This window comes from Luteimonas sp. YGD11-2 (assembly GCF_004118975.1).
Classification (GTDB): domain Bacteria; phylum Pseudomonadota; class Gammaproteobacteria; order Xanthomonadales; family Xanthomonadaceae; genus Luteimonas; species Luteimonas muca.
Map to the genome: position 1 here is coordinate 1391049 of NZ_CP035376.1, position 22052 is coordinate 1413100.

Sequence of the window (22052 nt, forward strand, 5' to 3'; positions counted from 1 at the left end):
TTTTGGCTCATTGGCAGTTTCGCCCGCTGAACCCCAACGAGACATCGGGGTCGAGCATATCCGACGATAACTTCGCGGATGAGGAGCGCACTAGCGTTGAAATTCTGGTCCGCGAGACGCTTCAGAACCCACTCGATGCCCGCGCTGGGGAGGGCGTCGTCCATGTCCAATACAGGCTGGTAACCGTTGACCTAGAAGCCAGCAGCTTTGTGCGATCAATATTTTCGGACAACTGGCTGGCACACTTCAGGGCTGGTGATCTCATTGAGGGCGCCGAACGCCCAAAGACGATGACATTCCTCCTCGTAGAAGATTTTGGGACTACCGGTCTCGAGGGCTGTTACACGGACTCCTCGCGCGAGGGCTCAACGGAGAATTGGAATGCTTTCTGGTTCAGGGAAGGTGAAGGGGCCAAAACCACGAAATCCAATGGAGGCGCCGGGCAGGGTAAGATCACTCTCTATTTGGCCAGCCACTTGCGCAGCGTTTTTGCGCTTACGCGCAGGAGGTCTGACGGCAAAGATCTGCTGTTCGGCTGCTGCCGATTCAAGCGCAACTATAAGCTGCCTGGTGATGACAATAGGTGGGCCAAAGAGGCTCGATGGGGAGCGACCTCGGACTACACGCAACTCGCAGTTCCGATCACGGACGATTCAATCATTGCTGGATTCAAATCAGAACTGGGCCTCAGGAAGACTTCCGATCCCGGGACGACATTTGTGGTTCCGATGCCCACGGATGAGATGACGGAAACGAGTCTGCGGAATGCGGTCGTCAACGAATTCTACTTCGCAATAAGCCGCGGCCGCCTCGTCGTGGATGTCGGGGATACACGGATCGAGGCGGCGAGTATCGCTGGCGTCGCTGATCAGATGGGCGCAGCGTTCCGTCTCTCGAAGCGTTATCGGGAGTTTCTTGAGCTGGCCGCTAGGAATATTGATGGACCAGCCACAAGCTCAGTGAGACCCGGTTGGGATAAAGAGAGCGCTTTGGCAGTGGCGCGCTTTGACCAGATGGAGCTGACGGAACTGAAGGAGAAATTCAGTAAATCAGAAATCGTCTCCGTAGACTTCCCCGTCACCGTCAAACGTAGGCCACGGGAGGACGTAGCAGCTACCTTCCGGGTCTTCCTTCAGCTGGATGAGAGTGCGGAACAAAGCCAAGAACTGTTTGTGAGGCAGGATCTTGGTATCGATGGGGAAAAAAGGCTCAAAGCGATACGGACCCTGGTGCCTGTAATGGCGCTTACGTTTGTACAGGATGCGCATCTTTCGGATTTTCTGGTGGCGGCAGAAGAGCCGACTCATCGGAATTGGAATGCGCGACGACCCAAGCTGGTAGCCCAGTACCGGTCGCCGAATGACCTGCTCAACGCCGTCCGTAACGCTGCCCTGCGGTTGGTAAAGTTGATCTCGCCCGAGGGCAGTCGAGATGAAACCGCGCTGGCAATGTACTTCGCGGATCCGGCTTCTGAGCTAGTCAAGCGCCAAGGGGGCGATGGTACGACGGAGGCTCCCCACGGTGATCCCCGACCGCCTCTAGACATTCCGAAGCCGCGTCCAAAGCCCGTCTCCATTCGGGCGAAGGCTGATGGCTTCGAAGTCATAGCCCGGCCAGTAGAAAGTGTAGTTTTTCCTCTTGAGTGCGAGGTCACGCTCGCATACGCCACCGTTGTAGGTGACCCTTTCAAGTCCTGGGATGCGGCCGACTTCTGGGTCGCGGATACGCAATCCTATCCCCGGGAGGAGGTCGGCATCTCCGAGGTGTCTACGAATCTGAATCGGTTGAAATTTAGATTGGAGACGGAAACCTCATCGCTGTCCATGTCCGGGTTCGCCCAGGATCGGCAGTTGCAACTCCGCGTAAAGTACAAGGAGGTGTCCGATGGGACAGATCACGAGGACAACTAACCCCACTGGCCTGGCGAAAATAGATAAGAAGCACTTCGTGGTTCGCGTCGCAGTATCGGACACAGCCAGAGAGTTCTGGCTGGAGAGCTTTGACTATTCGGCGGCTCAGCTGAGTGCCGATGTGGATATGGCATGTATCGCTCATGCCGGCAATACCGAACAGTATTTCGATCTGGGGCCTGTCTCGGGATTTAATGGTCAGCGCCTCAGTCTCCGTGATCTTGCTACGGACAGGCCGCTGCGGTTCCGGTTCGTCTTCAACAACCCGGGTGAGGCTCGACTGATCGGTTACACGGATGGCGTCCGGGCATTGGACGAGGCTGGCCAGCTGGGGTCAAGTCTGGTCGACATCGAACCTGCCGATTTGCAAGGCATTGCGTGGCACTTGGTTCTCCCTGAAGGGGCTGGTGCCGGGGAGAAGCCGAACGTGCTTGTTGAAAGGTCTTTGTTCCAGACAGCAATATCGGCCGCGAGACATCCCTGGTTCGGTGTGCTGGTAATGCCTGAAGTGATGCGCCAGATCGCAATGGAAATTGCTAGTAAGCCAGCCGCTCTGGACGACACGGAAACTTGGATCGCTCCTTGGGCTGAATTCCTCGCGGCGCTCGGGATAGAAGTGCCTCCGGAGACCGAGGATGACGATGACGCCGCTCGGCAGGACTGGGCCAGTCAGGTCGTCACGCGCTTTGCTGCCAAAGGCGTTTTCCGCCAGCACATGAACAAAGCAATGGACGAGCTTGAGGGTAAGCCTGCATGAAGACGGAAATCCGTTCGCTTAATAATACCGGCCTCGCCACGTTCTCATCTTGGCTGGAGGATCCCTCCGGGCGTGCCCCGATCCAGATTCTCAACGACGTTGCATTCACCGAGGCGGTGGATGGCGGCTACATGGTAGACCTGTCTCGAACGTTCGCGACAAGCTACCATTTTGGCGAGTATCTTGCGATGGAAGTGTTTCCTTCGGACGTGGACAGGTTTTCCTTACTCGCGAACGCTGGAATGTGGTCATGGCTCTCACTGGCCTTCATCAACAGCTTGTTGAAGAAAGGTGGCGTGGGGGCCGGCAAGCCATTGGCGAAGCCGCATTATATTTTGCAATCGCCACGCCTGGCGTACCGGCTGATTGGCCGTACTGCGTGGGACCTGGTGAACCTTCACGGGGAGGCCGCCAAGATCGCACTCGGGTCGTTGAGGTCACCTTGGGGAGAGATGGCGGAGCAGATGACGGCACGGCAGGAAATCTATGCACATCGGAGTTTCTGGCCCGTAGCCAATGCCCTGTATTCCGCGCCAAACGGGATTCCCAAGAGAGGGGCGACCTCGCAGCGAACAACGAAGGCGCGGCAGGACCCTAGAAACCAGGCGGGCCTAGGAGGGGTCCGGCGTCTACCGCTTACGTTCAAGCAGTTCGAGAGAACATACAATCTGCGAAAGATGACGGATGAGCAGATTCTGGCTCTTCTGCCCAAGGAGTATCAGCGCTGGCTGGCGAGCTGAGTGAAAGTAAGAGGCCGCGGATTGGCGCCTTCAAGGTTTCACTGGTTGTCGGCTTCAGCGCGGGATCTGCTCGACCAGTGCCGGCCGTTCATCGCGGATCGCTCGGTCAAAGAATTCCCTGAAGGAAAGTACGCTCTCCTGCCCCTTATAGAACGCCTCGTCGCTGTTCTTCAGCATTTCGGGAACCACGAGGCGGATCCCCAGCCCGGCCATTTCCCGGATGGAAGCTGCGGTGACGCGATCGTCCACCGTTGCCAGGTAGACATCGCAGTTGAGCTGTTCGCTCGACACCTGCTTCCAGCGCTCGCGGAGCGTCGTTTTAGCGGCGAGCACCAGAGCTGCGGAGCGCTCCCGCTTTTTCTGCCTGAGGGTCGCGAGATCGGGCAGTACAAAGTCCGGGCGTCGCCCGCCGGTGACCGCCTGTTCTTGGAAGCGCACATTTCCCGCGGTCAGGGCGGCGGCAATGTGGTGCTCGAAGGATCTACCTGCGCGGGTCTTCCGCTGCTGACTCGCGCTCAGTAGTACAGCGTCGATATCAGGGTATCTGCGTACGACGGTCGAGGCGAGGTCGGCCCCTCCGACGAGGATGGTCAGCAACTCTGAGGCACGGCGCTTTAACTCGTGTGCCCGATAGAGCTGGTACTCGATCTCCCGGCTGATCTTCATGATGGCGTCGCCCGGCGTGCTGATCTGCCATGGGTCGAACGACTCACGACCGTTGGCCTGCAGCCATTCGTTGCGCGCCTGGGTTGCGATCGTGGCCGGATCCGGGATGAGCGAATACGTTGCCGCCAGCTCATGAAGCGTCCCGTTCCTGATGGCGGACCGGAACTGTTCGATCAGACGCTCCAGCTCGTCCTGGTCGGCGCGGTGCGCAGCGGCGAATCTGTCCGCCGCGAAAATCGCGTGGTGGAAGTCGACGCCAAGGTCCAGCACGGTTTCGAGCAGCTCCGCCTCTTCACCGGCCGAGTCAAGGATCACCGCCCACCATCTGCAGGATCCGACCGGGCGAACGAGCCTTCCTGCCAGGAAGAGCGAGGCGGGCGTCAGCTCGCGAAATAGAGGCCTGGGGAGTCTGGTGAGATGGGTCTCGGCGCCCTTGTTGCTGTAATGCCGGAGGTTGGACCGGGTCACCTCACCGGTCTGCGGCCACAGTACGTCCAGTCCGGCAACGAAGATATGGGGCTTTTCGGAGTTGGTCGCCTCAAGCGGGGGGAAGAATCCCGACTGCCTGAGCTCGGTCGGGATGTACAACCCGGCCTGGTGCATTCCGCGATCATCCGCCCACGATGTGTCGTTACGCGACAGCTTCTTGACCAGCAACTGGTCGCTGTCATTCACAAGCGCCTGGATCTTCCACCAGAGGGGAGAGCCATCCGCGGCCTCTTCAGCCACGCGACCTGTCTCCCCCAGCTCAAGCATCCCCTGCTGTGTCATTCGAATCCCCGTTCCGAATGCGATCTGCCAGCGCGATGATGGCGGCACTGCGCACTTCCGTCGAGAGACCGCGTAGCTGGCACTCCCAGATCGTTTCCACGCGCCAGCCCATCGCGATCAGTTCCGATTCCTTCCGTCTATCCCGCGCCACGTTGGCGTTGATCTTCGCTTCCCAGAATTCCGGCCGGGTCTTCGGCAGCCGGAAGAGGTGACAGCTGTGGCGATGCCAGAAGCAGCCATGCACAAAGACCACGGTGCGATAGCGGGGCAGAACGATGTCCGGCCGTCCCGGCAGGCCCGCGCCACCGAGGCGGTAGCGGAAGCCAAGAGCGTGCAGGCCGCGTCGGACCTCCAGTTCGATCTTTGTGTCCTTGCCCTTGATGCGTGACATCAAAGCGGAGCGTTGCTCCGGGCCGATGATGTCCGCCAACGTCAGGCCACCCGACGCGTGGGACAGTCCTCGGCGATCGCGTCCAGCCGCGGAACGATCAGCTCGGCCACTGCGCCGATCACCGGCACGACCACCGAGTTGCCGAACTGCTTGTACGCACGGGTGTCCGAGACCGGAATACGGAACGTGTCGTCATATCCCATCAGACGTGCGCATTCGCGCGGCGTCAGCCGACGCGGGTTCTTCCGCGCGCCCTGGTCCACAAGGATCTCGGAACCATCCTTGTAGTAGCGTGCCGACAGGGTGCGTGCCGTGTCCTTCTTGGTGACGAGGCCGAAGCCGAAGCCGTTGCCCTTCTCGCGATGCTTCATCGCGTAGTTCTGCAGGTAGGCCCACAGCTTGTCCGAGAGCGTGTAGCAGTCGCGCACCTTGCCCTTGGCACCTTCGATGTATGGAGTGCCGTCGGTTTCCGAACCATCCTGCGGATGGAGGATCGAGGCGAGCTTCGGCCCCTCTGCCAGCGGCGGGAGTTCGAGTTCGTCCCAGCTGAAAGGCACCGGCTCACGGAAGCCGACGATGATGATGCGCTCGCGATGCTGCGGGACGAAGTGCTTGCCGTTGATCACCCGGGTGTGGACGGTGTAGCCCAACTCGTTCTGCAGCACGTCGATGATGGTGGAGAACGTGCGGCCCTTGTCGTGGCTGACCAGGTTCTTGACGTTCTCGAGCAGGAAGGCCTTCGGTCGCTTCTCGGCGATGATCCGGGCCACGTCGAAGAACAGTGTGCCCTGTGTCTTGTCAGCGAACCCGTGCGGTCGCCCGAGCGCGTTCTTCTTGGAGACGCCAGCGATCGAGAACGGCTGGCAGGGGAAGCCGGCAAGCAGCACGTCATGGTCCGGCACGTCCTTCTCGTCCACCTGGGTGATGTCACCGGCGAACATGTGATCCGGGCCGTCATGGAAGTTGGCCGCGTAGGTCTTCTGCGCGTAGGCATCCCATTCGCTGGTGAACACGCAACGCCCGCCCAGCTTCTCGAACGGGATGCGGATGCCGCCGATCCCGGCGAACAGGTCGATGAAGCGGAAGGTCGCCGGTTCCGTCGAAGGCTCGCCCAGCGGCAGCAGCCGCTGCCGGATGGCATCGGCGATGTAGGGCTTGGGTTCCGTCTCGCGGACCTGCCACCGCCGGACGGTCTTGGGGTCCACGCCGAGCGCCAGAGCGACCTCCTTGTGACTGAACTGCCTGAGGGCGCGGTCGAGCAGGGCGTAGACGTCCATGGAGCACTCCGGGAAAAGTCGGGACATTCTGTCTGGAAGTGTCCCGTGGGGGAAGGGCCCGAAAAAAGAGCGCCTACATGCGGCGCCTCGAGCGGGAAGATCGTGCCGGTCGTTCGTCGCAGGCCCTGCGATCAGGTCCGCCCGAAGCGTTCTCGTGCGCGAAGGGACAGACAGCATCGGACGGATCCCCACCCATCTTTCAGAAAAATCCGACACCCCATCCCGGCATTTCAGTGCCCCCCGTCGCCGAAATCCCCCTTGACCCTCTGCAATACTCCCTCCCGCTCCGTCGCCTCTGGCACGGATGTACGCCACGGACCGGCGGGGCAGGGATGCGCGGGCGGGCGCCCGCGTGACGACCACACGGAAGCATAGGGAGATGGATGTGTCGCAGAACCTGATTTCACTGGATGTCACGGACGAGCAGGTGCAGGCGTCCGAATGTATGGGGGCTTCGGCACCTGCGGTCTCTCGCCCCATGCCGTTGCTGCGCTCCCACCGCATCGCCTTGCTCGCCCTTACCGCAATCGCGCTTATCGGGTGCAATAGACCCGCTCCGGTGGAGCCTCCAACGAGACTGGAGCCGCACAGCCACTTCGAGGTCAGCCACCGACCCTCGATGAACAGTGCCCATGTCGTGGCGAATCTGCTGCAGGGCAGCGGTCTTGGCCTCGAAGGTATGCAGGTGCCGGGCTACGCCGACCTCGAATTCTTCCCGATTACCCGGCCGCACATGTTCGAGCTGTCGCCGGCAACGCGGCGGCTGCGCCGCCACGAGCAGCCACCCGATCTCGACGGCATCGACTTCGGCACGCAGTTCCCCTTCCTGGTGGCGCACCCGGATGGGAATTCCTCCGCCGCCCTGCGCAGCGGCTGGACGGCGCAGTTCTTCTCCGACGTGGCGGTGTCCTATACCGACGAGGCCGTCGTGCTGCACCTCGAGGCCAGCCGGCTCGGCGGGCTCGATCCAATGGCGGCGATATCCGCCGGCTGGAAGGGGGACATCTATGCGGTGCCGCGGCGCGACCGCGACCAGGTCGAAGTGCATCTGGACGGCCAGGTGTATCGCTATTCGTTGCTCGACGATTCCGGCGACACTGATGCGGATACAGATGCAGATACAGATACACGTGGCGACAGCGGCTCGGCCCACACCGCCGGCTGATGAAGCCTCGTCGGCATGCCTTGCGCGTGTGTGAATGAGCCGCGTCCCGCTGGCCCAGCGCGCCACGATGCATGCCTGGGTCGGCCCGCAGGATGCAGAAGTGGCGGTTGCAGCTGCGGGTGAGCGCGGACAACAGTTCGGGCCGATCCTGTCGGGCCGCCGCACAGGGCAAGGCCCTGTGGCGGGCGCAGCATGGTGCGCTGTTCGCGCAGTTCTCGCGCGGCACCCACCGGTACCTGGACACCGGCCACAACCTGCATCACGAGGACCCGGCGGCCGTGGTCGACGCGATCCGGGACGTGGCGGCGACGAGGTTGGCGGCCGACTGAGGAACGCGCCTGGCCGCGGGTCGGCCGGTCGATCCTTGGCCCATCAGGCAACGCGGGTTGTCCTGGCGGGAACAGCCGCGCCGGCGTGTAGGAAAAGGCCGCCTCCGGGCGGTCTTTTTGTACCCGCCGGCTCGTCGGGCATGTGCCCGGCGCTGCGCGGCATGTCCGGGACCTCCCGCGTGAGGTCGCGGACGCCATCGATGAGGTCGCCGACGTCATCCACGAGGTCGCGGACCTCATCGTTGATATCGCAGACCTCATGCATGACGTCGCGGACTTCATGCATCAGGTCGCGGACGTCATCGATGAGGTTCCGGACGTCATCGATGAGCTCTTGGACGTCATCAATGAGGTCGCAGACGTCACGCATGAGGTCCGCGACTTGAACGATGACGTTGCTGACGTCATCGATGAGGTCTTTGACCCAATCAGTGGAACGTATTGCCAGCTTCCGGTGACGGGAGCCGCTTCATTCGATCGTTGCGGCCCGGCCTCCAGGATGGGGCTCCCTTGTTTAGGAGCGTCATCCATGGGCCTGTTCTCCAAAATCTCCGACCGCATCTTCAACCGCAGAAAGGCGTCCGCACCGGCCGCCGCGCCCGCCTCCGGCACGCCGGCGCCGGTCATCTTCACCGGCAGCAAGAACGACCCCAAAGTCTCGCCGCCTGCACGCAATCCCGCGCCGGCCGCCACGCCGGCACCCGCGCAGCCCGCTGAGCCGGTCGACGTCGAGGCCGTGCTCGGCGGCATCGCCGAAGAAAAGGGCGGCACGAGCGACTGGCGCAATTCCATCGTCGACCTGCTGAAGCTGCTCGACCTCGATTCCAGCCTCGACGCGCGCAAGGAACTTGCCGCCGAACTCGGCGTCAACGCCGGCGCGCACGGCAGCGCCGAGCAGAACATCGCGCTGCACAGGGCGGTGATGCGCAAGCTGGCCGAGAACGGCGGCAAGGTGCCGGACGAACTGAAGGACTGACGGCTGCGGCGGTTGCGGCGACGCTCAGTCGCCGCGATCCCCCGTGGCGTCCCGGGCCAGCTTCGGGATGCCGGCGATATCCGCGGGCCCATCGCACTGTCTTCCTGCAGCGACGATCCCGCCGTGCGTCAGTCCGTAAACGCCTGCAGCAGCGCGTCCGCGGCCATCGGCCGCCCGGTGAAATAGCCCTGCACCTCGTCGCAGCCCCAGGCGCGCAGCACGTCGAGCGTGGCCTGGTTCTCCACGCCTTCGGCCACCACGCGCAGGCCGAGGTCGTGGGCGATGCCGATCATCGCGCGCGCCAGCGGGCGGGCGTCGGGGTCGGGGCCGAGGTCGCTGACGAAGCTGCGGTCCAGCTTCACCGCGCGCGCCGGCAGTTTGCGCAGGTAGTCGAAGTTGCTGTAGCCGGTGCCGAAATCGTCGATGGCGATGGTCACGCCCATGTCGCGCAGGCCCTCGAGCTGCACCAGCACCTGTTCGGCGTTGCGGATCAGCGCGGTCTCGGTGAGTTCGAGTTCCAGGCCTTCGGCCGGCAGCCCGCGGCGGGCGAGGTGTGCGGCCAGCCGCGGCAGGAAATCGGCTTCCTCGAGGTTGCGCGCCGACACGTTGATCGACACCACGACCGACGCGCCCCGGGCACGCCAGGCCAGCTGCTGGTCCAGCGCCGCGCCCAGCACCCATTCGGTCATCGGCCGTGCCAGCGCGGTCTGTTCGACCAGCGGCACGAATTCCGCCGGCGGGATGTCGCCCAGCGTGGGGTGGCGCCAGCGCAGCAGCGCCTCGGCGCCGGCATGGCGGCCGCTGCGCAGGTCGATGCGTGGCTGGTAGACCAGTGACAGCCCGCCGGGCCGTGCCAGCGCATCGCCGAAATCGGCCAGCAGGGTGAGCCGGCGGCGGTTGGCGGTGTCGCTGGCGGGGCTGTAGACCGCGGAGTCCAGCCCGGTGGCACGGGCGTCGTTGGCCACGCTGATGCCGGTGCGCAGGGCATCCTCGGCCGCGGCCGCGCCCACCTCGAACGGCGAGACCCCGAACGCCGGCATCATCTGCACGGGGATGCCGCTGCTGGTCACCGGCACCGCCAGCGCGCTGGCCAGTTCCGCCATCACCGTGGGCGACGGGCCGGCTTCGGCCTCGTCGAGCAGCAGCGCGTAGGACACCACGTCGACGTGGTAGGCGCTCGAGCCCGGGCCCAGCCGGTCCTTGAGGATGCGGCTGCTGGCCTGCACGAGGTCGTCGATGCAGCGGGTGCCCATCACGCTCACCAGTTCCTGCAGGCGGGCGGGGTCGAGCAGGCTGACCAGCAGCAGCACGCGCGGCACGCCGGGGCGGGCGCGGGCGAGGTCGGCCACGTCGTTGGCGAACTGGTTGCGGTTGGGCAGGCCGCTCAGGGGGTCGCGCCGGCCGTAGTCGTGTTCGAGCTCGACCTGCGCCATCACCATGGCGGCGAAATCGCGCAGCGAGGCGCGTTCTTCCGGGGTGGTCTCGCGCGGCTTGCTGTCGAGCACGCACATCGCGCCCAGGGTGTGGCCGTCGCGGGTGACCAGCGGCGCGCCGGCGTAGAAGCGGATGCCCGAGCGCGCCAGCACGCTGTCGGAAAAGCGCGGGTCCTGCTGCAGGTCGGACACCACCACCGTGCCGGCCTGCGCGGTGACTTCCGCGCACGGCGCCTTGTCGCGCGGAATCTCGCGGCCGGCGGTGCCGACGTGCGACTTGAACCACTGGCGGTGGGCATCGGTCAGCGACACCGCGGCGATCGGCACCCCGAACAGCCGGCTGGCCATGCGGGTGATGCGGTCGTAGCTGTCGCTCTCGGGCGTGTCGAGCAGGTCGAGGTCGCGCAGCGCGGCCAGGCGCGCGGCTTCGGCGGCGTCGTCGGTGCTGTCGGCGGCCATTGGCGGGGAGGCAGGTGCCGGGCCGGCATCGGGGGCGGGGGGCTGGGGCAGGCGGGGGTCGGTCATGACGGGCCAGCCGCCGCCGTGGGCGGCGAACGGGTGGCGGGCCAGTATCCCCCGATCCGCCGGCCGGCGCGCAGGGGCCGCCCGTGCGTCCTGTCACCTGCCGCGGCCCGGCGTGCCGTAAGATCGGCCTCCCTCCGCTACCAGCCTTTTATATGGAATGGCTTTCCGACCCGACCATCTGGATGGGTCTCGCGACCCTGGTGATCCTCGAGATCATCCTGGGCATCGACAACCTGGTCTTCATCGCGATCCTGGCGGACAAGCTGCCGCCGCATCAGCGCGACAAGGCCCGCATCATCGGCCTCTCCCTCGCGCTGCTCATGCGCCTGGTGCTGCTGGCGGCGCTGTCCTGGATCATGCGGCTGACCGCGCCGCTGTTCTCGATCTTCGACCACCCCTTCTCCGGCCGTGACCTGATCCTGCTGGGTGGCGGCCTGTTCCTGCTGTTCAAGGCCACGATGGAGCTGCACGAGCGGCTCGAGGGCACCAGCCACGTCAACACCGGCAACAAGGCCTACGCGGCCTTCGGCGTGGTGGTCACCCAGATCGTCATCCTCGATGCGGTGTTCTCGCTGGACTCGGTGATCACCGCGGTCGGCATGGTCGACAACCTGGGCGTGATGTACGCCGCGGTCACCATCGCGATGGCGGTGATGCTGCTGGCGAGCAAGCCGCTGACGGCGTTCGTCAACCGCCATCCTACGGTGGTGGTGCTGTGTCTGGCGTTCCTGCTGATGATCGGTTTCAGCCTGGTCGCCGAAGGCCTGGGCTTCAAGATCCCGAAGGGCTACCTGTACGCGGCCATCGTGTTCTCGATCCTGATCGAGGGCTTCAACCAGTTCTCGCGCTTCAAGCGCGAGAAGAAGGACCTGGCGCTGCCGTTCCGCCAGCGCACGGCCGAGGCGCTGACCCGCATGCTGGGTGCGCGCACCGGGGACCAGGAGGCCGCCACCGAGAGCACGGGCAATGGCCACGGTTCCATCGAGGAGCGGCTGGCGCCGGCCGAGCACGACATGATCCGCAGCGTGCTGACGCTGGCCGAGCGCTCGGTGGCCAGCGTGATGACGGTGCGCACCGACCTGGAATGGATCGATGCCGCGCGCGGCGGCGAGCACGCCACCCAGCGGCTGATGGCATCGCCGCACACCCGCCTGCTGGTGAGCGATGGCGAGCTCGACAACCTGCAGGGCGTGGTGCAGAGCCGCGACGTGCTGGCCGGGCTGCTGGCCGGCAAGCCGCTGGCCCTGGCCGACTACCTGCGCGAGCCGCTGATCCTGCCCGAGGGCACCTCGGCGCTCACCGCGCTGGAGCGCATCCGCGAGCACCCGATCCCGCTGGCGGTGGTGGTGGACGAATACGGTGGCGTGACCGGCCTGGTGACGGCCAACGACCTGCTGGCGGCGATCGCCGGCGATCTCGCCGACACCCGCGATGCGGAATACGGCGCCGAGCGCCGTGCCGATGGCACCTGGCTGGTGGACGCCTCGATGTCGATGGAGGACCTGCAACGCGCCACCGGCATCGCGCTGCCGCGCGACTCCACCTACGTCACCCTGTCCGGGCTGTTCCTGCACATCCTCGGCCGCCTGCCGATGCAGGGCGACACCGTCGATGTCGCCGGCTGGACGATCCAGGTCGAGTCGCTGGAACGCCGCCGCGTCGGCAAGGCCCTGTTGGCACGCCAGGAGCCGCAGGCGGCGACGTGACACGCGGCCGGGCTGCACCGCCCGCCTGACGGGAGCGGCGCAGCGGCAGTACGCAACACGGAAGGGCGGCCTGCGGGCCGCCTTTTCCGTTGTGGTGTGCGGCACGTGCGCGGGGGCTGCCAGCCGCTGCCCGCGGCCACGGGTCAAGCTTCCGGGGTTGCGGCCGATACCCTGCCAATGCCGCGCCTTCCGCGCGCGCACCACGGGTTCCGGGCCATGCAGTCAGTCGACATGCTCTTTGCCTACGTCATCGGCGGTGTCGGTGCATGGGCGGCTGCGCTGATGATGCTGGTCGCTGTGCAGGGCGACCGCCTGCATCGCGGCGTGCTGTCGCGCTGCGCGCTGGGGTTCGCGCTGCTGGGCGTGGGCATGGTGCTGAGCGGCGTGATCGATCGCGCCGCGCGGTGGCCGATCCTCACCCTCGCGATGGCGGCACTGGTGGCAACGCTGGTGATCTACCGCGCATTGCGCGAGCTGGTGGGTGCACCCGCGGTGGGCCTGCCGCGGCGGATGGCCGAGATCGCCGCGCTGTGCGTCGTGCTACTGCTGGCCTGGGCCGCGGGGGCGCGTAGCTTCGCGCTCGTATTCCACCTCGTCTGCCTGGCGGTTTCGCTGGGCATCGTCTTGGCCGTGCGCCGGGCACTGGTGGCGCCGCGCAATGCGGCCGAGGCGGCGATGGCGGTCACGCTGCTGTTCTATGCCGGCACCTGGGTCTTCGCTCTGTACGCCGCGGTCCGCCATGACGGGCCCGAGCACCGCCACCTGCTCTATGTCGAGCCGCCGTTCCTGGCCGCCTATGGCGTGATCTATGCGCTGGTGCCGCTGCTGGTGGGCGCACACGTGCTCAACCTCGCCAATGCGCGCCTGGACCGGCGCCTGCGCCAGCAGGCCAGCACCGACGAACTCACCGGCCTGCTGACGCGCCGTGCCCTCAACGAGCGCGCTACGGCGTGGCATGCCGACGTGCTCGAACGCGAACGCCTGCCGGCGGTGCTGCTGCTGGACGTCGACCACTTCAAGCCGATCAACGACACCCACGGCCACGAGCGCGGCGACGACGTTCTGCGCGCGGTCTCGGGGCGCCTGCGCGGCACGCTGCGCGAGGGCACGCCGCTGGCACGCTGGGGCGGCGAGGAATTCCTGGTGCTGCTGGACGCGGCCAACCTCGACGAGGCGGGCGCCACCGCCGAGCGCATGCGTACGGCGGTGGGCGCAACACCATTCGCCTTCGGCGAGGAGCGACTGCCGGTCACGATCAGCATCGGCGTGTCGGCATGGCCCGCCGGCGGCGTGTTCGCGCGCGCGGTCGCCGAGGCCGATGCCGCGCTCTACACCGCCAAGCGCGAAGGCCGCGACCGGGCACGGGTGGCCGGGGCGGAGCAGGGGCGGCAGTGAGAGCTGGCGCTGGATCCGCGCATCACTGAAAAGGTGAAGTGGAACGCGCCCAGCTTCCGCGTCGGCGACCACTTCGCCACCTTCCGCCTGCACCCGCCCAGGGGCATCCAGCTGGTGCTGCACACCGGCGCGAAGGCCAGGAGCGACACCCGCGCGTTCGCGATCGATGACCCGGCCGGCCTGCTCAGGTGGCAGGCCAGCGACCGCTGCGTGCTGATGCTGGCGTCGGCCGAGGCGCTTGCGACCCATGAGGCCGCGGTGATGCGGATCCTGCGCCAGTGGATTGCGCAGCTTTGAGGTGGTGGCTGCTTCGACGTGCCGCCGCTGTTGGGCGCCACTGCAGCGCCTGGCAGCGGCATTGCCGCCGCGTCGACGCCCGCCGCATAAGCTCGGCGTCCATCTCCCACGTCGAGCCGCCGATGCGCATCCGCGTACACCACGCTGTCCTGCCCCTGTCGATGTCCATGGCCATCGCGCTGGCCGCCACCTCCTGCGCCGCGCCTCACGAAACGTCGCCCGCACCCGTTGGCGACGTCGCCGTCGAAGGCCGCGTCGCCTCCATCGACACCCGGCCGTGGATGTATGACGGCCATGCGGTGGTGGAGGTCGATGTCGATGGCCGCGGCCGCATGGCGGTGCAGCTGCCGGCGCGCTGGAACCTCTGCCAGGCCATGCCCGTCGACGTGGAAGCGCTGGCGGTTGGCATGCGCGTGCAGGCGGTCGGTGCAGCCGAGGGCGATGACCGGTTGACGGTCTGCAGCGACGCCGGGCACCGGTTGGCGCCGCTTGCAACCGACGGCGATGCCACCCGTGGCGGAGATGGCTCGGCCATCGAGCTTGGGCCGCTGTCCAGGCAGGAGATCGAGGCCGCCGCGCTTGCGGGCGAACTCGGCTGCAGCTTCTCTGTCGAGGCAGGGAAGCCACCTCTGCTGCTGGCGATGGGCAACGTCGCTTCGAAGGAGCCTGCGCGTGGCGTGGTGAAAGTCGGCGACTACGTGGAGCCGGTGGCGGCGCCCGGCGGCTTCGATGGCATGTTGCGCGGCGCGCGTTTCTCCGGTGCCGGCAAGACGGTCGATATCGAGGTCACCGGCGCGGCGAGCGGTGGCGCTGAGTCGCCCGCGCAGCCCGCAACACTCACCTACCACCGCGCCGACGGCGCGCAGCGCAGCTGGACCGGCTGGTGGCAGTGCGGGCCCTGAGGCGGACGCGCGCATCACCTGCACGTCGGACGCCATTACGATGGCGCGATGAAAACCACGACCCTGCTGTTCCTCCTCCTGGCGTCCGCTGCCTCCACCGCAGCGGAGCCGCAACATTCCTATGCCGGCCAGCAGACACGGCCGATCAAGGCGCTCGACGCGGAGCAGGTCGCCGGCCTGCTGGCCGGGCGCGGCCTGGGCTATGCGAAGGCCGCCGAACTCAACCGCTATCCGGGTCCGATGCACGTGCTCGAGCTGGCACAGCCGCTGGCGCTCACCGATGCGCAGCTTGAATCCACCCGCGCGATCCGTGCCCGTGTGGAAGCACGCGCCAGGGCGCTGGGCGCACAGCTCGTGGCGGCGGAGTCGGAACTCGACGTGCTCTTCCAGTCCGGCGCTGCGGATACGGACAACGTGGCGGCCGCACTGGAAGCCATCGGCCAGCTGCAGGCGCAGCTGCGCGGCGTGCATCTCAACGCCCATATCGAACAGCGCGAGGTGCTGACACCGGAACAGGTGGAGCGCTACGTGCAGCTGCGTGGCTACGGCGGCGATGGGCATGGCGCGCATGGGCACGGCCATGGGCATTGAGCGAGCGCGCCGGGTACGGTGATCGCCTTGTTGCCTGGTGCCGTGGCGTTGGGCCTGCAGCTTGGTAAGCCGGACAAGGCGGAAGGTCGCATCCGGGACGCGGCGTGACGTGCCGTCATGCGTGGAACGCGCCTGGATTCCCGGGCGATGTGTCAGCGACACCCGGCCACCTGCCAGTACGGCGACCGCGGTTGTAACCTGCGGTTTCTTCTCCCGGTCATGGATGCCCTGCGATGAGTGTTGCGATCGAGCTGCGTGCGGTCGACAAATCCTTTGGCGGGCACGCCGTGTTACGTCAGCTCGATCTGCAGGTGCCCGAGCGCAGCGTATTCGCGTTCCTCGGCAACAACGGCCATGGCAAGTCGACGACCATACGTGTGATCGCCGGGCTCGCTGCCGCCGACGCGGGCAGCGTGCAGGTGCTGGGCCGCGACATCCGGCGCGAGCGGCGGCAGGCGCTTGCCGGGATGGGCTGCCTGATCGAGGCCCCGAGCCTTTATCCGAACCTCACCGCGCCCGAGTTCCTGTCGATCGCCACGCGCCTCAAGCGGTTGCCCGGTACCGAAGCCTCGCGCGTGCTCGAACTGGTGGGGCTGCGTTGCGACCGGCGGCGCCGCATCGAGCATTACTCGCTCGGCATGAAGCAGCGGCTGGCACTCGCCTTCGCGCTGGTCGGCAGGCCGCGGCTGCTGCTGCTCGACGAACCCACCAACGGGCTCGACCCCGACGGCATGCAGGACGTCCGCCAGCTGCTCTGCGCGCTGCCGGAACGCGCGGACTGCACGATCTTCTTCGCAAGCCACCTGCTCGACGAGGTGGAGAAGACCGCCACGCATTTCGCGGTGCTGCGCGATGGATCGACCCGGCTGCAGGCCTCGGTGCGTGAACTGATGCAGGCGCTGCCGAGCGTGCTGTCGCTCGACGTCGATGCGCCCGACCGGGCCGCCAGCCTGCTGCAGGCCAGCGGTCATGCCGCCGAGGTGGATGGGGCGGGGCGCGTCACCATTGCGCTTGTCACGCGCGAAGCGGCCGGGCGGCTGCATCAGCTGCTCGTGGATGCCGGCGTGACGCTGTTCGAGTCGGTGCACCGCAAGCCCAGCCTCGAGCAATGGTTTCTGCGCACCGCGTTCGGCGACGGTGACGCGCGATGATCGGGCAGCTGCTGGTCGTGGAAATGCTGAAGATGCGCCGCTCGCTGGTGCTGGGGATGACACTGGCCTGTCCGCTGGCGGTGGTGGCGCTGGTCTTCGTGGTGACGCTGCACCAGACGCCGGTCGAGGACATGACAGGCGCGCGCATGTCGCAGCTGTGGGTGGCGGTCTCGGCGATGTGGACAGCCTTCATGTTGCCGCTGTACATCGCCTTGGCCACCAGCCTCATCAATGGCAGCGAGCACCGCAACCACACGTGGCGGTTGATGCTCAGCCTGCCGGTCCGCATCGAGGAGCTCTACCTCGCAAAGACGCTGGCTGCCGCCGGGTTGATGCTGTGCGCGCACTTCGTGCTGCTCGCCGCTACCGCGGTCGGCGTGGCGGCATTGGGGCTGTTCGGCTATGAACTCGCCGGCGCGTTCGACCTGCACTCGTCGCGACTGCTGTGGGCCGCGCCGGTCGCGGCGCTGCCTGTGCTGGTGATCCAGCACGGCCTCGCCTGGCATCACCGCTCGATCGTGCTGCCATTGTCGGTGGCGGTGATCGCGACCTTCATCGGGCTGCAGGTGGGCAACTCGCAGCACTGGCCATGGCTGCCCTGGGCCTATCCGCTGGTATCCACTAACGCGACGGCCGTGGAGACACAGGTCCTCGCAGTGCTGATCGCCCCGGTGCTGGGCGTAGTGCTGTTGGTGGCGAGCCTGCAGCTGCTGCGGCGACAGGAGATCGTGTAACCACTTGCCAGTGGACGGCGGGTTTGCGCACTGCCGTGCTCGATAGCGCAGGCGCATACACCGCGCTTGTCCGCGAGGATGGCCGCCACGCCGGTCACGGGGCACAATCCACCCCGGGGAACACGCGGGTCTGCATGGCGATGGCGGCTTTCGGCGCGTCGTCAGCGCTGTTGTGCACGCGTGTGGAGCCCCACGCGAACCACTTTCCAACGTGTCCATGGAGTGACTTCAGAATGAAACATGCGTTCCGTGTCGTGATTGCAGCCGTCGTCACCACGCTCCTGTCCGGCTGCTACGCCGTGCAGAAATCCGACAACTATTACGGCGTCAGGACGGCCAACCAGAACGTCGTGTTCCTGCTCGACCGCTCCGGCAGCATGGAGGGCAAGGACGAAGGCGTCGCGAGCGCGGCCGTCCAGGCCCAGGTGCTGAACCGCTCGGCCGACACCGTGCAGCGGAAGATGGGCGGCGTGGTCGGCAACTTCCTCGGCAACCAGATCCGCAGCGAGGGCAGCAAGATGGGGGCGGCCAAGCGCGCGCTCATTCCAGCCGTGCGCGGGTTGGAGCCCCCGAGCCGCTATGCCGTGGTGACGTTCGGCGGCCAGGTCGACACCTGGCATGACCAGATGGTTCCAGCAGCACCCGCCCAGCAGAACATCGACATGGTGCGCATCAACCAGGTCGCCGCCAGCGGCGGCACCCCGATGCTGGGGGCACTCGAGCGCGGATTCCTGTATCCCGAAGCCACCGCCATCTTTCTGCTGACCGACGGGCAGCCCACCGATGCGGGCAATGCCGCCATCCTGTCGAGGGTTGCGGCGCTCAACAGCAACCGCCGCGTGGCGATCTACACCATCGGCTTCGGCGATGACAAGGACATCGCGTTCCTCCAGCGTCTGGCGCAGGAGAACGGCGGCGAATACATCGACCAGACCAACGCAGGCAACTGGCTGCCGTTCTGAGGGTCGAGCGCGTGTCCAGGTGCGGTGCACCGGCGACAGCTGATCGACAGCGAAAAGGGCGGCCCGGCGTGATGCCGGGCCGCCCTTCGATTGCAGTGCTCAGCCGACCTGGATCGAGCCGCGCATCACCGCCCAGTGGCCGGGGAAGCTGCAGAAGAACTCGTACGGGCCGCCGCCCTGCAGGGCGCTGACCGGGAAGGTGACCGAGGTGGTCTGGCCGCCGCCGATCAGTTCGGTTGCGGCGATCACGCGGTCGTCGCCTTCCGGCACATAGCCGCCGTCGAGGCCCGCGGCCATACCGTCGGTGGCGATGCCCTGGCGGTCGGAGGCCTGCGAGATCACGACGTTGTGGCCCATCGCGGCCACCGGCAGCTGGCCGGTGTGCTCGAGGTTGATGGTGAACTCGCTGCACGAGGACGGCACGGTGATCGAGCCGACGCTGAACTGCATGGCGTCGTCACCCTGGATGGTGGTGGCGCAGTTGGAGACGGTGGCCTCCGGCTTGTTGCTGGCCGGCGATGCGGTGTCGGCGCCGGCGGTTGCGGCCGGGTCCTGACTGGTGCTCATGCCCGTGCCGGTGCCCATGCCGTCGCCGCGCTCGAGGCCGGTGTTGGCGTCGGTGCCGGTATCCGTTGCGGGTGCGGTGGCGGGGGCGGGCGTGGTCGCAGCGGTCCTGTCCTGCTGGCCGTTGTTGTCGCCGCCGCAGGCGGCAAGCGCCAACGCGCAGGTGAGGCTGAGGGTGGTCAGCTTGAGATGCATCGCGTTCTCCTTCGTCAATGACGCGCCCATGATGGCGAGCGGCCGATAGCATCGGGTGAAGACGGCCGGAAAAGTCTGGTCCCGGCCGAGGAAAAAGACATCCGGCGTTGCATGAAAGCCCGCTGAATGTCAGAGTCGGCCACTCGCGAATCCTCTCGACCCATCCGGGGAGCAGTCGAATGAAGGCGAGCAAGCTGATTTCACCCGTGCGCTGGCTCGGGATCGTGGTGTTGCTGCTGATGGCGGTGGCGGTGATCTACGCCGGTTACACGGCGATTTCCTACTGGCCCGCGATCGCTGTCTGAGGACCCATCCCATGAACAAACGGCAATCGCGCATCTTCGCCATCGTCGCCACCGGCATTGCCGCGCTGGCGTTCATCGGCCTTACGCTGCACAGCCACACGCGGTTCGACGAGCTGACCAACGCCGCCGACATCACGCCCGAGATCACCCACGGCAAGGATGTCTGGCACAAGTACAACTGCATCAACTGCCACACGCTGTTCGGCGAAGGCGCCTATTACGCGCCAGACCTGACCAAGATCGCGCAGCACCGCGGCGAGGCCTATCTGACGGCCTATATGCGCGACCCCTCGCAGTTCTACGACGAGCAGCGCCATCGGCGCCTGATGCCGACGCAGAACCTGAGCGAGGAGGAGATCGCCAACCTCATCAAGTTCCTCGACTGGGTATCCAAGGTCGACAACCAGGGCTGGCCGCCGCGGCCGATCCTGGTGGCCGGCGGCACCATGAACGTGGCCGCGCAGGGCGCCGGACAGGGTGCAGCCACCTCGCAGGACGTGCGACCGGTAGCGGCGGGCAACGACCCGCGTGCACTCGGCGAGCACCTGTTCCGCACGGTCCAGCCGGTATGCACCGCCTGCCACTCGCTGCAGCCCGGCGTGACCCTGGCCGGCCCGTCGATGGCGGGCATGGCGGAACGCGCGGCACTCACGCTGGCCTCGCCGGAATACACCGGCACCGCCACCGACGTGGAGGGCTACATCCGCGAATCGATCGTGGCACCCAGCGCGCACCTGGTGCCGGGTGCGATGTTCTCGGCTGAGGGCGTGTCGTTCATGCCTACCACCTATACGGAAAGCCTGACCGACGAGCAGGTCGAGCAGCTCGTGGCCTTCCTCGGAACGCTCAAGTAAGACAACGCTCAGCAGAAAGCACGCTCAGCCAAAGCACGCCGGCGCGCTGCGCCGAACGGGGAGATCGTCCATGCGTTACAAGTCGCAATCGGTGGCCTGGTGGTACTTCGCGGTGGCCATGGTGCTGTTCGGGCTGCAGATCGTGTTCGGGCTGCTGTCGGCCACCAAGTATCTCGGCCCCGACCCGCTGCTCTACATCCTGCCGTTCGACGTCACCAAGACCATCCACACCAACCTGCTGATCGTGTGGGTGCTGACCGGCTTCATGGGTGCCACCTACTGGCTGGTGCCGGAGGAGTCGCGCACCGAGCTGCACAGTACGAAGCTGGCCTACATCCAGCTGATCCTGTGGACGCTGATGGGCGTGACCGCGGTGATCGGCTACCTGTTCCGCTACGGCACCGGCAACAAGCTGCTGGAGCAGCCGCTGCCGCACAAGATCGTCATCGTGATCTGCATGCTGATCTTCCTCTACAACATCGGCATGACGATCAAGAGGTCGGGGCGGCTGACCACGACCGAGGGCGTGCTGCTGCTGGGACTGGCGCTGTCGGCGGTGCTCTACATCCCGGCGCTGCTGCACTACGAGAACTACACCGTCTCGATCTTCTACCGCTGGTGGACGATCCACCTGTGGGTGGAAGGCGTGTGGATGATGATCATGGCCGGCTTCCTCGCCTACCTGCTGATCCGCCTGTCGGGCGTGGACCGCGAGGTGATGGAGAAGTGGCTGTACGTGATCGTCGGCCTGGTGTTCTTCGCCGGCATCCTCGGCACCGCGCACCACTACTACTGGGTGGGCGTGCCGCAGTACTGGCTGCCGATCGGCGGTTTCTTCAGCGCTCTCGAACCGCTGGCGCTCGCCGCGATGGCGATCTACGCCTATGCCGCGATGCGCCGCGGCGGCGTCAGGCATCCCAATATGCTGGCGCTGCACTGGACCATCGGCAGCGCGATCTTCGCGCTGTTCGGCGCCGGCCTGCTGGGCCTGGCCCATACCTGGCCGAGCGTGAACAAGTGGACGCACGGCACGCTGATCACCGCGATGCACGCGCACTCGGCGTTCTACGGGGCCTACGCGATGATCATCATGGCGATGATCACCTACGCGCTGCCAGGGCTCACCAACCGCCCGCAGAACCGCTATTCGCCGCTGGGCTACTGGGCGTTCTGGCTGCAGGTGTCGGGCATGTTCGGGATGACCCTGTCGTTCGGCACCGCCGGCATCGCCCAGGTGTACCTGGAGCGCATCATGGGCATGGGCTACCTGGATGCGCAGCTCAAGATCCAGGTGCACTTCCTGATGCTGATCCTCACCGCGACGGTGTTCGCCACCGGCGTGGCGATGTTCATCTACGACTTCTTCCGCTACCGGCCGCAGTTCGTGGTGACCGACGACGCGGTGCTCGCCGACGATGCGGTCGAGGCGGACCTGCGCGCACAGGCGGGGCGCTGA

At 66.2% G+C, this 22052-nt stretch carries 22 protein-coding genes; 17 read left to right on the forward strand and 5 right to left on the reverse strand.

The genetic code is table 11. The features are described 5' to 3' along the window. Positions 1-2 precede the first annotated feature (2 nt). From ERL55_RS06275 to ERL55_RS06285, 3 genes are read left to right on the forward strand one after another with little or no spacing between them, the layout of a single operon-like run. A complete protein-coding gene (locus ERL55_RS06275; RefSeq protein WP_129135670.1) occupies positions 3-1910 on the forward strand; it encodes a hypothetical protein in 1908 nt (635 codons plus the stop codon). Continuing rightward, positions 1885-2667 carry a hypothetical protein gene (locus ERL55_RS06280; RefSeq protein WP_129135671.1) on the forward strand — a complete coding sequence of 261 codons (783 nt, stop codon included), beginning with the start codon at positions 1885-1887 and terminating at the stop codon, positions 2665-2667. The genes ERL55_RS06275 and ERL55_RS06280 overlap by 26 nt, the downstream gene beginning before the upstream one ends. Further along, the gene (locus tag ERL55_RS06285; RefSeq protein WP_129135672.1) at positions 2664-3407 is read left to right on the forward strand and encodes a hypothetical protein; all 744 of its coding nucleotides are present in this window, start codon (positions 2664-2666) and stop codon (positions 3405-3407) included. Before ERL55_RS06280 ends, ERL55_RS06285 begins: the two co-directional genes overlap by 4 nt. Positions 3408-3461: 54 nt before the next feature. Here ERL55_RS06285 and ERL55_RS06290 read toward each other — a convergent pair whose 3' ends face one another. Genes ERL55_RS06290 through dcm form a run of 3 tightly spaced genes read right to left on the reverse strand, consistent with a single transcriptional unit; the run spans position 3462 to position 6512 of the window. Then, the gene (locus ERL55_RS06290) at positions 3462-4802 is read right to left on the reverse strand and encodes a type II restriction endonuclease (RefSeq protein WP_206733375.1); all 1341 of its coding nucleotides are present in this window, start codon (positions 4800-4802) and stop codon (positions 3462-3464) included. 19 nt (positions 4803-4821) lie between these two features. Next, complete coding sequence (locus ERL55_RS06295) at positions 4822-5274, reverse strand: very short patch repair endonuclease (RefSeq protein ID WP_129135673.1); 453 nt, start codon at positions 5272-5274, stop codon at positions 4822-4824. Positions 5275-5276: 2 nt separating this feature from the next. Then, the gene (gene dcm, locus ERL55_RS06300; protein WP_305791902.1) at positions 5277-6512 is read right to left on the reverse strand and encodes a DNA (cytosine-5-)-methyltransferase; all 1236 of its coding nucleotides are present in this window, start codon (positions 6510-6512) and stop codon (positions 5277-5279) included. A gap of 385 nt (positions 6513-6897) precedes the next feature. Between dcm and ERL55_RS06305 the strand changes: the two genes are divergently transcribed. From ERL55_RS06305 to ERL55_RS15030, 3 genes are all read left to right on the forward strand, one after another. Further along, entirely contained in the window at positions 6898-7677 is a 780-nt protein-coding gene (locus ERL55_RS06305) for a hypothetical protein (protein WP_129135675.1), read from the forward strand. 92 nt (positions 7678-7769) lie between these two features. Further along, positions 7770-8006 (forward strand): hypothetical protein, encoded by a 237-nt coding sequence (locus tag ERL55_RS06310; RefSeq protein ID WP_129135676.1) that lies wholly within the window; start codon positions 7770-7772, stop codon positions 8004-8006. 142 nt (positions 8007-8148) lie between these two features. After that, positions 8149-8982: a DUF3597 family protein gene (locus ERL55_RS15030; protein ID WP_206733376.1), complete on the forward strand. Its 834-nt coding sequence runs from the start codon at positions 8149-8151 to the stop codon at positions 8980-8982. A gap of 128 nt (positions 8983-9110) precedes the next feature. Here the strand turns inward: ERL55_RS15030 and ERL55_RS06320 are convergent, their stop codons facing one another. After that, entirely contained in the window at positions 9111-10940 is a 1830-nt protein-coding gene (locus tag ERL55_RS06320) for an EAL domain-containing protein (RefSeq protein WP_206733377.1), read from the reverse strand. 152 nt (positions 10941-11092) lie between these two features. Here ERL55_RS06320 and ERL55_RS06325 point away from each other — a divergent pair, with 152 nt between their 5' ends. The 8 genes from ERL55_RS06325 (at position 11093) to ERL55_RS06360 (ending at position 18678) form a co-directional block, all read left to right on the forward strand. Next, the gene (locus ERL55_RS06325) at positions 11093-12646 is read left to right on the forward strand and encodes a TerC family protein (protein WP_129135678.1); all 1554 of its coding nucleotides are present in this window, start codon (positions 11093-11095) and stop codon (positions 12644-12646) included. A gap of 216 nt (positions 12647-12862) precedes the next feature. Continuing rightward, a complete protein-coding gene (locus ERL55_RS06330; protein WP_164972128.1) occupies positions 12863-14041 on the forward strand; it encodes a GGDEF domain-containing protein in 1179 nt (392 codons plus the stop codon). A gap of 21 nt (positions 14042-14062) precedes the next feature. After that, positions 14063-14338, forward strand: a complete 276-nt coding sequence (locus ERL55_RS06335; protein WP_256386146.1) for a DUF1801 domain-containing protein — start codon at positions 14063-14065, stop codon at positions 14336-14338. Positions 14339-14499: 161 nt separating this feature from the next. Further along, on the forward strand, positions 14500-15240 hold the full coding sequence (locus ERL55_RS15035; RefSeq protein ID WP_206733378.1) for a hypothetical protein: 741 nt from the start codon (positions 14500-14502) through the stop codon (positions 15238-15240). Positions 15241-15288: 48 nt separating this feature from the next. Next, positions 15289-15831, forward strand: coding sequence for a periplasmic heavy metal sensor (locus tag ERL55_RS06345; RefSeq protein WP_129135681.1), 543 nt, complete (start codon positions 15289-15291; stop codon positions 15829-15831). Positions 15832-16064: 233 nt separating this feature from the next. After that, a complete protein-coding gene (locus ERL55_RS06350) occupies positions 16065-16982 on the forward strand; it encodes an ATP-binding cassette domain-containing protein (RefSeq protein ID WP_129135682.1) in 918 nt (305 codons plus the stop codon). After that, positions 16979-17716 carry an ABC transporter permease gene (locus tag ERL55_RS06355; protein WP_129135683.1) on the forward strand — a complete coding sequence of 246 codons (738 nt, stop codon included), beginning with the start codon at positions 16979-16981 and terminating at the stop codon, positions 17714-17716. The genes ERL55_RS06350 and ERL55_RS06355 overlap by 4 nt, the downstream gene beginning before the upstream one ends. 233 nt (positions 17717-17949) lie before the next feature. Continuing rightward, complete coding sequence (locus ERL55_RS06360; protein ID WP_206733379.1) at positions 17950-18678, forward strand: VWA domain-containing protein; 729 nt, start codon at positions 17950-17952, stop codon at positions 18676-18678. A 99-nt stretch (positions 18679-18777) separates the two neighbouring features. On the opposite strand, the gene azu is transcribed toward ERL55_RS06360, so the two are convergent. Next, positions 18778-19437, reverse strand: a complete 660-nt coding sequence (azu, locus tag ERL55_RS06365; RefSeq protein ID WP_232140113.1) for an azurin — start codon at positions 19435-19437, stop codon at positions 18778-18780. Between the two features lie 179 nt (positions 19438-19616). Between azu and ERL55_RS15240 the strand changes: the two genes are divergently transcribed. From ERL55_RS15240 to ERL55_RS06375, 3 genes are all read left to right on the forward strand, one after another. Then, on the forward strand, positions 19617-19742 hold the full coding sequence (locus ERL55_RS15240; protein ID WP_256386139.1) for a hypothetical protein: 126 nt from the start codon (positions 19617-19619) through the stop codon (positions 19740-19742). 11 nt (positions 19743-19753) lie between these two features. Beyond that, a complete protein-coding gene (locus tag ERL55_RS06370; protein ID WP_129135685.1) occupies positions 19754-20596 on the forward strand; it encodes a c-type cytochrome in 843 nt (280 codons plus the stop codon). A gap of 70 nt (positions 20597-20666) precedes the next feature. Next, entirely contained in the window at positions 20667-22052 is a 1386-nt protein-coding gene (locus tag ERL55_RS06375) for a cbb3-type cytochrome c oxidase subunit I (RefSeq protein ID WP_129135686.1), read from the forward strand.